The organism is Actinokineospora sp. UV203 (genome assembly GCF_056323665.1).
This window is the reverse complement of the sequence record NZ_CM150484.1, coordinates 1,416,967-1,430,633: the sequence shown is the minus strand read 5'-3', so window position 1 is coordinate 1,430,633 and position 13,667 is coordinate 1,416,967. Positions and strand designations below refer to the sequence as shown.

At 68.4% G+C, this 13,667-nt stretch carries 14 protein-coding genes; 4 read left to right on the top strand and 10 right to left on the bottom strand.

Annotation, left to right across the window (positions count from 1 at the left end; all coding sequences use genetic code 11):
* Positions 1–17: 17 nt before the first annotated feature.
* Positions 18–749: a GNAT family N-acetyltransferase gene (locus ACUZ2Y_RS06360; protein ID WP_476327854.1), complete on the top strand. Its 732-nt coding sequence runs from the start codon at positions 18–20 to the stop codon at positions 747–749.
* Between the two features lie 76 nt (positions 750–825).
* Here the strand turns inward: ACUZ2Y_RS06360 and ACUZ2Y_RS06355 are convergent, their stop codons facing one another.
* The 8 genes from ACUZ2Y_RS06355 to ACUZ2Y_RS06320 all read right to left on the bottom strand — a co-directional run bounded on the left by ACUZ2Y_RS06355 (position 826) and on the right by ACUZ2Y_RS06320 (position 9,288).
* The gene (locus tag ACUZ2Y_RS06355) at positions 826–1,302 is read right to left on the bottom strand and encodes an N-acetyltransferase family protein (RefSeq protein WP_476327852.1); all 477 of its coding nucleotides are present in this window, start codon (positions 1,300–1,302) and stop codon (positions 826–828) included.
* Between the two features lie 34 nt (positions 1,303–1,336).
* The gene (locus ACUZ2Y_RS06350; protein ID WP_476327850.1) at positions 1,337–2,362 is read right to left on the bottom strand and encodes a LacI family DNA-binding transcriptional regulator; all 1,026 of its coding nucleotides are present in this window, start codon (positions 2,360–2,362) and stop codon (positions 1,337–1,339) included.
* Positions 2,359–3,696 carry a GH1 family beta-glucosidase gene (locus ACUZ2Y_RS06345; RefSeq protein ID WP_476327848.1) on the bottom strand — a complete coding sequence of 446 codons (1,338 nt, stop codon included), beginning with the start codon at positions 3,694–3,696 and terminating at the stop codon, positions 2,359–2,361. Before ACUZ2Y_RS06345 ends, ACUZ2Y_RS06350 begins: the two co-directional genes overlap by 4 nt.
* Positions 3,693–4,478: a carbohydrate ABC transporter permease gene (locus ACUZ2Y_RS06340; protein WP_476327846.1), complete on the bottom strand. Its 786-nt coding sequence runs from the start codon at positions 4,476–4,478 to the stop codon at positions 3,693–3,695. Before ACUZ2Y_RS06340 ends, ACUZ2Y_RS06345 begins: the two co-directional genes overlap by 4 nt.
* Positions 4,479–4,664: 186 nt before the next feature.
* On the bottom strand, positions 4,665–5,612 hold the full coding sequence (locus ACUZ2Y_RS06335; RefSeq protein ID WP_476327844.1) for a carbohydrate ABC transporter permease: 948 nt from the start codon (positions 5,610–5,612) through the stop codon (positions 4,665–4,667).
* Positions 5,609–6,892: an ABC transporter substrate-binding protein gene (locus ACUZ2Y_RS06330; protein WP_476327842.1), complete on the bottom strand. Its 1,284-nt coding sequence runs from the start codon at positions 6,890–6,892 to the stop codon at positions 5,609–5,611. Before ACUZ2Y_RS06330 ends, ACUZ2Y_RS06335 begins: the two co-directional genes overlap by 4 nt.
* An 11-nt stretch (positions 6,893–6,903) precedes the next feature.
* Positions 6,904–7,839, bottom strand: coding sequence for a DUF1996 domain-containing protein (locus tag ACUZ2Y_RS06325; RefSeq protein ID WP_476327840.1), 936 nt, complete (start codon positions 7,837–7,839; stop codon positions 6,904–6,906).
* 3 nt (positions 7,840–7,842) lie between these two features.
* The gene (locus ACUZ2Y_RS06320) at positions 7,843–9,288 is read right to left on the bottom strand and encodes a carbohydrate-binding protein (protein WP_476327838.1); all 1,446 of its coding nucleotides are present in this window, start codon (positions 9,286–9,288) and stop codon (positions 7,843–7,845) included.
* Between the two features lie 148 nt (positions 9,289–9,436).
* Between ACUZ2Y_RS06320 and ACUZ2Y_RS06315 the strand changes: the two genes are divergently transcribed.
* The 3 genes from ACUZ2Y_RS06315 to ACUZ2Y_RS06305 are packed head-to-tail and all read left to right on the top strand — an operon-like array spanning position 9,437 to position 11,376.
* Positions 9,437–9,862: an AAA family ATPase gene (locus ACUZ2Y_RS06315; protein WP_476327836.1), complete on the top strand. Its 426-nt coding sequence runs from the start codon at positions 9,437–9,439 to the stop codon at positions 9,860–9,862.
* A 30-nt stretch (positions 9,863–9,892) separates the two neighbouring features.
* Positions 9,893–10,744 carry an oxygenase MpaB family protein gene (locus tag ACUZ2Y_RS06310; RefSeq protein WP_476327834.1) on the top strand — a complete coding sequence of 284 codons (852 nt, stop codon included), beginning with the start codon at positions 9,893–9,895 and terminating at the stop codon, positions 10,742–10,744.
* Complete coding sequence (locus ACUZ2Y_RS06305) at positions 10,741–11,376, top strand: TetR/AcrR family transcriptional regulator (RefSeq protein WP_476327832.1); 636 nt, start codon at positions 10,741–10,743, stop codon at positions 11,374–11,376. Before ACUZ2Y_RS06310 ends, ACUZ2Y_RS06305 begins: the two co-directional genes overlap by 4 nt.
* Positions 11,377–11,387: 11 nt before the next feature.
* Here ACUZ2Y_RS06305 and ACUZ2Y_RS06300 read toward each other — a convergent pair whose 3' ends face one another.
* Together ACUZ2Y_RS06300 and ACUZ2Y_RS06295 are read right to left on the bottom strand one after the other, a co-directional pair.
* Positions 11,388–11,984, bottom strand: coding sequence for an acetoacetate decarboxylase family protein (locus ACUZ2Y_RS06300; protein WP_476327830.1), 597 nt, complete (start codon positions 11,982–11,984; stop codon positions 11,388–11,390).
* A 9-nt stretch (positions 11,985–11,993) separates the two neighbouring features.
* Positions 11,994–13,658, bottom strand: coding sequence for a GMC oxidoreductase (locus ACUZ2Y_RS06295; protein WP_476331610.1), 1,665 nt, complete (start codon positions 13,656–13,658; stop codon positions 11,994–11,996).
* Between the last annotated feature and the right edge of the window lie 9 nt (positions 13,659–13,667).

Sequence of the window (13,667 nt, the reverse complement as noted above, 5' to 3'; positions counted from 1 at the left end):
GCGATGGAATCGGCGGCGTGCATGAGCTGAAGACTCCGGCGGACGTTGCCGCCGTCACGACCGAACCCGTGCTCACCTGGGGCGCCCAGGCATTGGTGCCTGGATACCCCAACGAGGGCGGGCAGGCATGGGAGCACGACGGCGCGGTCCTTGTCTACGCGCCGGGGCTCTACCGGCGTGATCGCGTGATCCTGGCCGGCCCGGCCGAGCAGGCGCTCAAGCTGCTGACGTCCGTGCGTCTGCCACCCCGGGGGGTTCCGATCGCCCCCACCGAACTGGCCGACGAGATAGGTCAGCTGGAACCCGGCTGGTCCGCGTACGCCACGTTCGGCTGGATGACCACCACGGGCGATCCAGGCCCGCGCCCCGACGGCGTCCGCTGGCTCACCGAGACCGACCTCGACGACGCGGACTACTTGGTGCGCACAGCGAATCCGGACGGCTGGCTCGTCCCACGCGAGACCGGAACGCGGCGTTGGGCGGGCATTTTCGACGGCGACACCCTCATCTCGATGGCGGGCGACGCTTGGCCCGCGCCCGACATGGGGTTCATCGCCGGCGTAGCGACCCACGAAGACCACCGCGGCAAGGGCGCCTCCAGCGCTGTCTGTGGGTTCGTGCGGGACACCCTGTTGGCCGAACACGGGTCTTGCGGGCTGATGGTCTACGCGAACAACGCCACCGCGATCCGACTCTACGAGCGCTTGGGGTTCACCTACCAGAGCATGACCGCGTTCGGTCGCGACTAGATCCGAAAAGTCGGCCCGCTTCGCCGCGGTGCGGGTGGTGACGGTTACGGCCGCCCTCCCTCAAACAACGGGAACCTCAGGGAGAAGGCCCAACCCTCATCTGGTTCGCGTCGCGCCGGTAGGTGTAGAGAATGAGCCCCCTATGGACATCGGCCACCTTGTCGTACAGCGCGCGAGCTGGGGAGTTGTCCAGGGTGTTCCAGTAGAGGCGTGGTGCGCCGTGCTCCTCGGCCTCCCACGCCACCCACTTGATCATTGCCATGGCGACACCCCGCCTGCGCACTTCCGGGTCGACGAACAGGTCCGCCAGATAGCATCTGCCCGCACCCCAGATGCCGTCGTGGAACACGTAGTGCGCGATACCAACCATCTTGCCGTCCAGCCACGCGGCGATCCCACGTCTCCGCTCCCTGTCGAGCAGGTGTTGCCAGGTGTGTTCGTAGTCGTCGTCGCCGACCTCGGTTTCGAAGTGGGCATGGTGAGCACGGGCCAGCACTTCCCAGCAGGCGCGGTCGGATTCGGTCAGGGGGTTGATCTCCACCATGGTGCCCATCCAGGTCAGCGGTGCCCGCGGATCCGGCCTTGGCTCAGGCGGATTCTCGCTCCACCAAGCGGGTCGGCAGGACCACCGGGGAACTCGGCGGGTCGCCGCCGATCTGGGTGAGGAGTAGTTCGGCCATGATCCGGGCCTGGTCGACCACCGGCTGATGGATGGTCGTCAGCGGTGGTTCGGTGTGTTGGGCCATCTCGATGTCGTCGTAGCCGACCACCGCGACATCCTCGGGCACCTGCCGCCCGGCGGCCCGTAGGGCTCGCAGGGCTCCGATGGCCATCAGGTCGCTGGCGACGAAGACGGCGTCGGTGTCCGGGCGTCGGCTCAGGATTTCTGTCATGGCCTGTTCGCCGGATTCTCGGGTGAACGAGCCGCGTGCGATGTGGTGGGGTTTCAGGCCTGCCGTGCGGAGGGTGTCCTGGAAGCCGGTCAGGCGGTCGACGCCCGCGGTCATGTCCGGGGGGCCGGTGACGGTCGCGATGCGGGTCCGGCCTGCCGCTATCAGCCGTTCGGTGGCCAATACCGCGCCGCCGAGGTTGTCTACGTCGACATAGGTGAGGCCTGGCAGCGGGTGCTGGGGGCGGCCGCCGACCACAGTCGGGATGCCCGCGCTGAGCAGGAGTTGCGGCAGTGGGTCATCGCCGTGCATGGACACCAGTAGGACGCCGTCGACGTGGCCGCCGCGCACGTAGTCGGCGAGGCGGGCGTGTTCGGCGTCGTTCTGGGCGTTCATCAGGACCAGCTGGACACCGGTGCCCATCAGGGTCTGGCTGGTCGCGATGATCATGTTGCCGAGGTACGGGTCGGCCAGCACCTTGGCGTCCGGCTCGCGCATGACCAGGGCGATCGAGTCGGTGCGGCGGGTCGCGAGGCTGCGGGCGGCGCGGTTGGGGACGTAGCCGAGGCGGGCTATGGCGGCGTCGACCGTGGCCTTGACCTCGGGGGACACCTTGGGCGAGCCGTTGATCACCCGCGACACGGTGGCACGCGAGACGCCCGCTTCGGCGGCGACCGTGTCGAGGGTCGGCTGCCGCCGTGTGGCCGTCCCGTCCGCGCTCATACCGTCCCGTTGGTCCCATGGTTTTTGATCACTTCGCGATACCAGTATGCGCTGTCCCTCCAGACCCGGCGCTGCGTGGCGTAGTCGACGTGGACGATGCCGAACCGTTTCGCGTAGCCGTAGGCCCACTCGAAGTTGTCCAGCAGCGACCACACGAAGTATCCCTTCACATCCACGCCCGCTTGCAGCGCCGCGTGCACCGCGGCGAGATGGTCGTGCAGGTAGTTGACGCGGTCGGTGTCGTGCACCTCGTCGTCGAAGGCGGCGCCGTTCTCGGTGATCATGATCGGGATCGCCGGATACTCGTCGCGCAGGCGCGTGAGGATCGCGGTGAGACCACCCGCGTCGATCGGCCAGCCCATGGCGGTGAGTGGGCCGCTCTGGACGAACCCCACATCCGCGCATCCCGGCCAAGGACCGTCGGTTCCCTCCGCGCCTGATCGGACCACGGTGGGGCTGTAGTAGTTGACGCCCAACAGATCCATCGGGGTGGCGATCACCGCCTCGTCACCGTCCTGGACGAAGGCCCAGTCGGTGAGCCGCGCGGTGTCGGCACGGACGTCGGAGGGGTAGCCGCGCCCGAAGAGCGGGTCGAGGAAGATCCGGTTGGCCAGCCCATCGATGCGCCGCGCCGCGTCCCCGTCGGCGGGGGACGCGGGTGTCACAGCCGCCAGGTTCAGCACGATGGACGTCCGCGCCGTGGCGGGCAGGGCGGCCCGGAGAGCCTGGGTGCCCAGCCCGTGCGCGAGCAGCAGGTGGTGTGCGGCGCCCAGGGAGACGCCGGGGTCGGTGCGGCCGGGCGCGTGGTCACCGGAGGAGTAGCCGAGGAACGCCGAGCACCACGGTTCGTTGAGTGTGGTCCACAGCGGCACCCGGTCGCCGAGCCGCTCCGCCACCAGCCCGGCGTACTCGGCGAACCGGGCGGCGGTGTCGCGTTCGGCCCAGCCGCCCGCGTCTTCCAGGTCCTGGGGCAGGTCCCAGTGGTAGAGCGTGAGCATCGGGGTGATGTCGTGGCCGACCAGTTCGTCGACGAGCCGGTCGTAGAAGTCCAGCCCGGCGGCGTTGGCGGGTCCGCGCCCGGTCGGCTGCACCCGGGGCCACGCCACGGAGAACCGGTAGGCGTCGAGCCCCAGGTCCCGCATCAGGGCGACGTCGGAGCGGTACCGGTGGTAGTGGTCGGCCGCGACGTCGCCGGTGTCGCCGCCCGCCACCTTCCCCGGGGTGTGCGCGAAGGTGTCCCAGATGGACCGGCCGCGTCCGCCCACGTCGACCGCGCCCTCGATCTGGTACGACGCCGTCGCCGCACCCCACACGAAGCCTTCCGGGAACTTCATCCCTTCACCGCGCCCTGCATGATTCCTCCAATGATCTGCCTGCCGAGGATGAGAAACACGATGAGAATCGGGAACGTCGCGATCACCGTCCCGGCCAGCACCAGCGAGTAGTCCACCTCGATGCCGCTCGCCGTGTTGGCGATGGCGACCTGCACGGTCGGGTTCTGTGTGTTGAGCAGGATGAGGGGCCAGAACAGGTCGTTCCAGTAGGTGATGAAGATGAGCAGGCCCAGCACCGCCGCCCCCGGCCGGGCGATCGGCAGCACCAGACTCCAGTAGATGCGCAGGGTGGAGGCACCGTCAACCCGACCGGCCTCGATCAGCTCGTCGGGCATCGCGGAGGTGAGGTACTGGCGCATGAAGAACACGCCGAACGCGCTCACCAGGGCGGGGACGATCACCCCGCGCAGGTCGTTGGACCAGCCGAACCACTGGGTGACCATGATGTAGAGCGGGATGATCGCCAACTGGGTCGGCACCAGCATCGTCGCCACCACCATCGTGAACAGCGCGTTGCGGCCCCGGAAGCGCAGCTTGGCGAAGGCGAACCCGGCGAGCGTCGAGGTGAGGACCACCGACACGGTGATGGACCCGGCCACCAGCGTCGAGTTGAGCAGCGCCAGGCCGAATTTGCCCTGGACGAACGCGGTGGACAGGTTGTCCCACAGGTTGCCGCCCGGCACCAGCGGCGGCGGATAGCGCCCCACCGACGACTTGTCGCGCGAGGACACGACCACCGACCAGTACAGCGGGAACGCCGACACCAGCACGATGGTTATCAACAGCCCGTAGGTTATCCACAGGCCGCCGTCTTTGGACCGTTTCCGTCTCCCCCTCCCGATAGACTGGCCAAGGGCTGTCCCCCCAGGGAAGGGCGGGGGCTGCGCGGGGGCGGGTTTTGGGGATGTGGATGTGGATGTGGTGGGCATCAGGGGGTGCCCTCCGAGGGTTCGTCGCTCATGAGATGCCTACTCGCTCGACCGGATGCGGCGGGTCAAAACGAAGTTCACGGCCGCGATGACCACCGTGATCACGAACAGCGTCCACGCGATCGCCGCCCCGTAGCCATAACGTCCGTTGGTCCAGAACTGTTGGTACAGGTACAAAACAATCGTCTGGAACTGCCGTTCCGAGCCGCCGTTGTTGTTGCGGGTGGTGTCGAACAGGAACGGTTCGGCGAACAGTTGCAGTGCGCCGATGGTGGAGACGATGACGGTGAAGATGATCGTCGGCCGCAGGCTCGGGACGGTGATATGCCAGAACTGCTGCCACTTGCTCGCCCCGTCGATCGACGCCGACTCATACAGGTCGTACGGGATCGTCTGCATCGCAGCCAAATAGATCAGCGCGTTGTAGCCCGTCCAGTGCCACATGACCATCACCGACACCGCGATCCACGACGACCAGCTGTCCGCCCGCCAGTCGACCGGACTGTCCACAAAGGGCTGCAGCAGCCAGTTCAGCAGGCCGAAGTCGCGGGCGAACATCTGGTTGAAGATCAGCGCCACGGCCGCGACCGACGTCACGTACGGGACCAGGACCCCCATCCGCAGCACCAGCCGCCCGCGCAGGCGGTAGTTCAACAGGTGCGCGATGCCCAGTGCCAGCAGCAACTGTGGAACCGTCGACACCAACCCGATGCCCAACGTGTTGATCAGCGCGTTGTGGAAGTTCTCGTCGGTGAGCAGGGTTCGATAGTTGTCCATGCCGACCGACACGTCCGCGCTGCCCGGCTTGCGCGGGCTCCACGCCGTGGTCGAGATGATCGCCGTGTAGGCCAGCGGGAACAGGCCGAACACGGCGAACAGCAGGAAGAACGGCGAGATGTACAGGTACGGCGAGACCGTCAGGTCGAGCCGGTGGAGTCGGGACCGCCACGGCAGGCGGTCCCGACTCCGCTGGACCCCGCGCGTCATCCCGCGGCGGCCTTGATGTCGCCCAGCGTCTTGCGCCAGACCTCGTTCGGGTCGGTGCCCTGCTCGACGCTGTTCAGGGCGGCGGCGAAGATGTTGCCGATGACGCCGCTCTCCGGGCCCGTCACCTGCGCGGGCGCCTTCTCCAGCGACTCCGGGAAGATGGTCCCGGCGGGCGCGTTGCTGAAGAACGGCGAGGTGAACCCCGCGACCTCCTTGTCCTTCCACGTGCTCTGCTGGCTCGGGAAGTTGCCAATCGCCTTGAACAGCTTGACGCTCTGCTCGGGCGCGGTCAGCCACTTCGCCAGCTCGGCGGCGGCCTTGGTGTTCTTGCCCTGGCTGGGAACCGTGACGTAGGAGCCGCCCCAGTTGCCGGAGCCGCCGGGGATCTTCGCGATGTCCCACTTGCCGCTGGTCTCGGCGGCGTTGCCCTGGATGTAGCCCATCATCCAGGCGGGGCAGGTGATCGTGGCGAACTGGCCCCGCTGGAACCCGGTGTTCCACTCGGGCGAGAACTCCGGCAGCGCCGCGGACTGGCCCGCCTGGATCGCCTTGACCGTCAGGTCCCACGCCTTGCGCACGACCGGGTTGTTCTCGGCGATGAGCTTGCCCTCGGCGTCGTAGAAGGTTTCCTTCTCGTTGCCCAGGATGCCGGTGAAGACGTGTCCGCCCGCGTCGAACCACTTCACGCCCTGCGGCGCCGTGGAACCGAAGCGGGTCCCGGTGGCGACGTAATCCTCCCACGTCGGCCACAGCGCCGACACGGCCGCACGGTCGGTCGGCAGACCGGCCGCGGCGAACAAGTCCGTGCGGTAGCACATGGCAAGCCCGCCGATGTCCGTCGGCAGCCCGATCAGCGCCTTGCCGTCCGGAGTGGACGCCCGGGCGACGACCGCGTCCGTCCACTGTGCGGTGTCGACGCCCTCGTCGCGGAAGTTGACGAACTTGTCCGGCTGGCCGATGTACCCGGCGACCTGCCCGACCTCGATGACCTCGATGTCGGCGGCGCCGCTGCCCGCGGTGAGGCGGGCCTGGATGTTCTGGTGGTGGGTGCCGAAGTCGCCGCGGTTCTCCACGATCGTGACGCCGGGATGGGTCCGCTCGTACTCGTCGTAGATGGACCTGTCGTTCGGCAAGGAGAAGTTGTCACCGAAGACGTTGACCGTGAGGGTGACGGGACCGGACTGGGCGGTCTCGCCACTGTCGCCGCACGCCGTGAGCGCCAGAGCGCTCACGGCGAGCGTCGCGACAACGGCCACGCGCGGCCGTCGTGCGTTGTGCATGGTGTCTCCTGTTACTGCTGGATGGGGATTCCGTCGGTGCCGCACACGTAGCCGGCCTTGATGCAGTTGTCGACCCGGCGCTGCAGCTCGCCGGGATCCCAGGCGTTGAGGAAGTCGCCGTGGAAGGTGTAGCCCGGCGCCGTGGTGACGTTGACGCCGTTGCGCGTCCCCGCAAGGGAAAGCCCGCCGCCGCTGACCGGATAGGTGATCAGGAACTCCAGCCTGGGCAGCACCACGGGGTGGCTGCCCGGGCAGACTCCCGCGACCGCGAACGCCATGTGGTCACGGTGGTTAGGGGAGTCCAGCCGGGACCCGTCCCAGCAGGTCGGGAAGTCGAGATAGTTCTCCAACTTCGACCCGGCAGGGCAGGACCGGAAGTCCCGGCTGGACTCCGGGTACCCGACGCACGACCAGCGCGCGGCGGGGTTCTGGTCCGGACTGGTGGCCAGCGCGTTGCCGATCACGTAGCGCAGCCCTTGCGGGTGGGCCACGGCGCGGGTGTGGTCGGTGATGCCCTGGTAGTAGATCGTCACCCGCTCCGGCGCGACCGGTGTCCCGTTCTGGTAGAGGGTCGGCACCCAGTAGGCGGACTTGTCCGACACCGGGTCGCAGTTCGTTCCGCCCAGCCGCAGCGATTGCAGCGTCGAATTGGCGTCGGTCGTGGTGTTCCCGAAGAATTCGTGGATGTGGGAAACACCGGTCCGGCCGGGGAAGACGATCGGGTCGTTCCCGGCCCGGTGGCTGCTGCGGCACTCGGCCCGGAACTCCGAGCCCCGCACCGGAGCGGCCTGCTGCGCCACCATCGCGGCCGCCTGGTCGTCACTCGGCGCCCCGCTGTGTCCATTGTGTCCACTGTGGTCGATCGTCTCGGCGTTGCCGATCACCGCGGTGGTAAGGCATGCGGCGAGCGCGAGGCCGATGGTGACCTTGAGGAGTCGGGTGGCCATGGCTCACTTCCCGAAGGTGAACCAGTTCAGGTTGACGAAGTCAGCGGGCTGGCCGCTGGCGAACGTCACGTACACGTCATGGACCCCGGTGACACCGCTGATGTTGGCCGGTATCGTCCGCCAGCTCTGCCAGCCGCCGGTGTTCCCGACGGCGAAGCTGCCGATGGGTGGATTCGTCCGGCTGTCGAGCCGAACTTCGACCAGCCCGCTCACCCCGCCCGCGGCACCCGACGCGGCCCGCGCCACGAACTGCGTCGCCGGTGAGCCGGAGCCGAAGTCGATGCCCCGGTACAGCGCCCAGTCCCCGTTGCCGATCTCGCCGAGGTGCCCGCCGCCGCCGGTGTCCTGGGCGGTGCCGACGCTCATGCCGGACTGCTGCTGGAACGCCTCCGCCTGGAGGGTGCCGTAGGCGTTGCCGCCATCCGGGGGCGGCGTGGTGGTGGTGGTGGTGGTCGGCGGAGTGGTGGTCGTCGGGCGTGTGGTCGTCGTGGTGGGCGGCGTGCCGCCGCTGGTCCACACGGCGACGTAGTCGACGACCATCGGGTGGCCGGGAACCGTCGCCCCGGTCGGCGTGGCGTGTCCCGCGACGCCGTCCGGGAAGGCACCGCCGATCGCGACGTTGAGCAGGATGAAGTAGCCCGCGTGCGTGGTCATGTTCTGCCAGGCGTCGGCGGGCATCTGGTTCTGGCTCACCGAATGGAACTGCTGCCCGTCGACATACCAGCGCAGCTGGTTCGGCGAGACGCTCTGGTCCCACTCGAACCGGTAGGTGTGGAACGCCGACTGGCAAGACGCGCCAGGGCACACCCGGCTCGCGCCGAGGCCGTTCGTCTCGTTGCACGGGCCGCCCGGGTTGACTCCACAGTGGAGCACGCCCCACACGGAGTTGATCCCGTTGACGTTCTCCATGATGTCGAACTCGCCGATACTGGGCCAGTTCCAGTAGTTCCCGCGATACGGCGACCCGAGCGCCCAGAACGCGGGCCAGTACCCGAGGGCGGCCTGACCGGTGACGTTGGGCATCTGGACGCGGCCCTCGATGCGCAGCACCCCACCGGCGGGCGCCTTGAAGTCGCCGCGGTGGGTCTCCAGGCGGGCCGACGTCCAGTTCCCGGCCGCGTCCCGCCGAGGCGTGATGCGCAGGTTCCCGGCGCCGTCAAGGCTGACGTTGTTGGGGTTGTTGGTGTGCGCGGCGATTTCGCCGGTGCCCCAGTTGCCGGGGCCTCCCGGGTAGCCATGGCCGAGATCGAAGATCCAGTTCGCGGACGACGGAAGCTGTCCGGCTGGTCCGGTGAAGTCGTCGCTCCACTGCAGCGTCCACCCGGCAGGGGTTGGGGGAACGGCGGCTTGAGCGGAGACGGTCAGGGGGACCACGACGGCGAGCGCCGCGACGGCGGCGCCAATCGCGTAGCGGGCGCGGCGGGGTGGGGCGAGGGAGAAGACGGGCATGGGCGGTGACCTCCAAGTCACGGGCAGGGAAACCCATGTTGCGGTGCACAACAAATCTTGCCGAGTCTGATGAAAGCGCTCTCACGAGCGAATGTCAACGGCTCGATACGCATCCGTAAAAACTGCTCGGGTATGGCGTGACCGCTGGTTGCACTCCCGCCGCGACTCAACTGGGGACGACGCCGCCGTCGCGCGCGCCGCGATCGCGATTGCCCGTGACGGGCTGGTCGACCGGGAACTCATCGCCGAGACGGTGCTGCTCTGCGCGGTCGCGGGCGAGCACGTGCTGGTGGTCGGCACGCCGGGTACGGCGAAATCGGAGGCGGTGCGGCGGGTCGCGGCGCAGCTCGGCGGCTGGTACTTCGAATACCTGCTCGGCCGTTTCGCCGAGCCCAATGCGCGACATCGCGGTCCCGCTCTCCGACTTCGACACACCGCCCGCGCCCGGTTTGAGCCCGCCGCACTACGACGGCCGCGAGCTTCTGCTGCCCGTGGCGGACACGTGGTATCGGCTGTCGCGGTCGACACTGACCGCGGCCAAGTCGTCGCCCGCCTCAGCACGCGGGTCTTGTGAAACAAAGCGACAAATTTGTATCATCGGCGCATGGACGCCACGGAACTACCTGGGCCGGGATCGATGCACTGGCGCTACGGCGGTGATCGGCGCGGCTATCTGCTGCTGGTCCGGGCCGGGCTGCTGCAGCTGATGCACCCCGGCCTCGGCGCCGGGGTGGAGCAGCACTCGGACTTCTTCAACGAGCCCTGGCAGCGAGTGCTGCGGTCGGTGCCGCAGATCCAGGGCACGACGTTCGACTGGCCAGAAGGCGGTGCCACCGCGCGCAAGATCCGGGACTACCACACCGAGATCAAAGGGACAGATCAGCGGGGCAAGCGCTATCACGCGCTCGATCCCGAGGTGTACTTCTGGGCCCACGCGACGATCTTCGACGCGCTGTTCCAGTCGATCGACATGTTCGGCAAGCCGCTGAGCGAGGCGGACAAGCACCGGCTCTACGCCGAGGGCTGCGAGATCTATCGGGCGTATGGCGTCAGCGACCGGGTCATGCCGCCGGACTGGCCGTCGTTCCAGGAATACTTCGACCGGATGTGCCGGGAGCGGCTGGAGATCACACCCGCGGCCCGGGCACTGATCGAGTTCAGCAAGAACCCGCCGAAGGAGTTCCCGCTGGTGCCCGCGCCGATCTACCGGGTCGTGCGCAAGCCCAGCGGGAAGCTGCTGTGGTGGCTGGCGGTGGGCACGCTGCCCGCGTCCGTCCGCGCCCACATCGGCGAGCCCTGGAGTGAGAGCGACCAGCGCAGGTTCGACCGTGTCCGTCGGGTGGTCAGCTCCGGCTGGCCGGTCCTGCCGTCGCCGCTGCGCCACACCGCGCGGGCGCGGCAGGGGTATCGGCGGACCGGGTCGGGCCCGGAGACCGCCAGTAGGCTCACGGTGTGAGATCGCCGGACTCCGCCAGCCTGCTCGACCTCGTCACCGCCGCGACCGACACCGACGCGGTCGGCGAGACGATCCTCGATGCCGCCCTCGCCGAGATGCTCGACTTCGGCCTGCGTCGCACCAACGTCGAGGTCGTCGCGAAGCGGGCCGGGGTGTCGCGGGCGACGGTGTACCGGCGGTTCGAGACGAAGGACGCGCTGGTCCAAGCCGTGCTCGTGCGGGAGAGCCGCCGGTTCTACACCGAGATCGCGGAGGCGGTCGCCGCCCTGCCGACCGTGGCCGAACGGCTCGTCGAGGGCTTCGTCGTCGGCGTGCGCCACGCCCGCACCGAACCGCTGATGAACCGGCTGCTGGCCACCGACCCGGAGGCGCTGCTGCCATACCTCACCACCCACGGGTACGCGATCGTCGCGGCGTCCCGGGATTTCCTGGTGTGGCAGGGCGAACAGGTCGCGGGGAAGCTGCGGCCGGTGGAGAACCGTGACCCGGCCGGGGTCGCGGAGATCTTCGTTCGGCTCGCGATCTCGTTCACCCTGACTCCGCAAACCTGCATCCCGTTCGACTCCGACGATGACGTCCGGCGGTTCGCGAGCAGCTACCTCGCGGTGCTCATGCGGGAGTTCGACGCCTGAGTCGGGATTGGTCAGGAGCCGAAGCGCATGGTGAAGTCGAGTAGGGCGAAGCTGGCGAAAGGTCGCCTGCTGTCGAGGTAGCCGAGTGGGCCGGTGGGGTCGATCTTCCAGCTTGATCGAGCCGCCGCCAGTCGGCCGCTTGCCTTGACTGGACTCTTCTTCGGGCCGTCCTGGATTACCGAGAAGCTCGCGGGCATACGGAAGGGCGACCGTCCCAGGACGCGGTACTCGGCCTCAGCGATCGGGCCGTCGGCCGACCAGGCGCTTGCGGTGAAGTGCGGGCGGTGGGTCATCTCGAATTCCGCGAGGTCCTTCGGGATGTTCCACAGCTCCCGCCCACCCGCCAGTGATACCGGGCTGTCGACCCAGATGTGGGTGATCGACGCCGCCAGGCCGTCTCGGACCGGAACGGTCGCCATGATCTCGCGGTAGGCAAGCACCCCGTCCTCTTGGTAGTCGACCCAGGCCGTCACCACGAAACCGTTGCCGCCCACCACGATCGGGCGCACCCCCGTCGGCAGTGCGGGCAGTGCGGCGACGGGCAGCCGCCAAGCCGATATGTACGCCTGGCCGACCATGTGCCACGGCTGCGGCGGATAACTCTCCATAATGGACTCCTAGACCAGACGCAGTGCGCCGGGGGCGGTTGCGGGGACGGTGGGGAGGACCGGTGCGACCGGGTCGATGCGTCGGTAGGTCGAGCCGAGTTCCGGTCGGGGGTCGGGTTCGCCTTTGTTGGGCCAGAACGACATGGCCCGCTCAGCCTGCGCCGTGATCGTGAGCGACGGGTTGACGCCCAGGTTTGCCGTCACCGCTGAACCGTCGGCCACATGCAGGCCCGGGTGGCCGTAGACCCGCTGGTACGGGTCGACGACGCCGGTCGTGGGGGAGTCGCCGATGACGCAGCCGCCGATGTAGTGCGCGGTCGACGGGATGTTGACCACGTCCATGTACGTCCCGAGTGTGTCGCCGTCGATCTTGTCGGCGTAGTGGCGGTTGGCCTCGTGACCGATCGGGATCCAGGTCGGGTTCGGGTCGCCGCCGCCCTGGCGGGTCGAGAGGTGTTTGCCGAACAGGCCGCGCTTGCGGAAAGACGTCAGCGAGTTGTCCAGCGACTGCATCACCAGCAGGATCACCGACCGCTCCGACGCCTTGTGGAAACGCAGGGACCGCAGGAAACGCAACGGGTGCAGCAACACCATCAGCGCGAACCGGAGCAGACGCATCCGGCCGCCGTCGACCATGGGCGCGGCGAGGGCGAACATGGCGTTCTGGCCGACGCCGTAATGGCAGACCTCGATGTGGGTGTCCGGTCGCGGGTGGATCGACGACGTGATCGCGATGCCCTGGGCGAAATCGTCGCGGGTGCGGCTGCTGGCGGTGAGGATGGCCTCGGAGTTGGTGCGGGTCAGTTCGCCGAGGCGATCGGAGATCCGGGGCAGGGTGCCACTGTCCTTCATAGCGTGCAACAGTTTCTGCGTGCCCAGCGCGGCGGCGGAGAACACCACCTGCTCGGCGGTGAACGTCCGGCGCCGCTCGCGGAACAGCTTGCCCGAGCGCACGGCGGTGACCTCGTAGCCGCCGTCGATCGGCTTGACCTCGGTCACCGTGGTCATCGGGTGCACCTCCGCGCCGCCCTGTTCGGCGAGGTAGAGGTAGTTCGTCGTCGTGGTGTTCTTCGCGCCGACCGGGCAGCCGGTGAAGCACCGGGCGCAGTGCGTGCAGCCGGTGCGTTCCGGTCCGGCGCCGCCGAAGTACGGGTCGGGTACCTGCTTGCCCTCGTCGCCGAAGAACACGCCGACCTGCGTCGGGTGGAACGTGTCCAGGACGTCCATCTCCACCGCCACCTGCCGCAGCACGTCGTCGGCCGGGGTCATCCGCGGGTTGGTCGCCACGCCCAGCATCCGCTTGGCCTGGTCGTAGTACGGCGCGAGTTCGCTCTTCCAGTCGGTGATGTGCGACCACGAACGGTCGGTGTAGAAGTTCTCCAGCGGCTCGTACAGCGTGTTGCCGTAGATCAGCGAGCCGCCGCCGACCCCGGACGCGCTGAAGATCGCGCACTTGCCGACCACGCTGACCCGCTGCGGCCCGGTCAGCCCCAGCTTCGGCGCCCAGATGGAGTCACGCAGGTACCAGTTGGACTTCGGAAAGTCCTGCGGCTCCCACCGCCTGCCGGACTCCAGGACCGCGACCCGGTAACCCTTCTCGGTCAGCCGCAGCGCGCTGACACTGCCGCCGAAGCCGGACCCGATCACCACGACGTCATAGTCGAAGGAGGGCATCTCCACCTG

Bases quoted from the DNA above. Each gene is read 5' to 3' on its own strand.
- ACUZ2Y_RS06310 (WP_476327834.1), top strand. From the start codon at position 9,893: ATGGACGCCACGGAACTACCTGGGCCGGGATCGATGCACTGGCGCTAC.
- ACUZ2Y_RS06330 (WP_476327842.1), bottom strand. From the start codon at position 6,892: ATGCACAACGCACGACGGCCGCGCGTGGCCGTTGTCGCGACGCTCGCC.
- ACUZ2Y_RS06350 (WP_476327850.1), bottom strand. From the start codon at position 2,362: ATGAGCGCGGACGGGACGGCCACACGGCGGCAGCCGACCCTCGACACG.
- ACUZ2Y_RS06320 (WP_476327838.1), bottom strand. From the start codon at position 9,288: ATGCCCGTCTTCTCCCTCGCCCCACCCCGCCGCGCCCGCTACGCGATT.
- ACUZ2Y_RS06335 (WP_476327844.1), bottom strand. From the start codon at position 5,612: ATGACGCGCGGGGTCCAGCGGAGTCGGGACCGCCTGCCGTGGCGGTCC.
- ACUZ2Y_RS06355 (WP_476327852.1), bottom strand. From the start codon at position 1,302: ATGGGCACCATGGTGGAGATCAACCCCCTGACCGAATCCGACCGCGCC.
- ACUZ2Y_RS06295 (WP_476331610.1), bottom strand. From the start codon at position 13,658: ATGCCCTCCTTCGACTATGACGTCGTGGTGATCGGGTCCGGCTTCGGC.
- ACUZ2Y_RS06325 (WP_476327840.1), bottom strand. From the start codon at position 7,839: ATGGCCACCCGACTCCTCAAGGTCACCATCGGCCTCGCGCTCGCCGCA.
- ACUZ2Y_RS06300 (WP_476327830.1), bottom strand. From the start codon at position 11,984: ATGGAGAGTTATCCGCCGCAGCCGTGGCACATGGTCGGCCAGGCGTAC.
- ACUZ2Y_RS06345 (WP_476327848.1), bottom strand. From the start codon at position 3,696: ATGAAGTTCCCGGAAGGCTTCGTGTGGGGTGCGGCGACGGCGTCGTAC.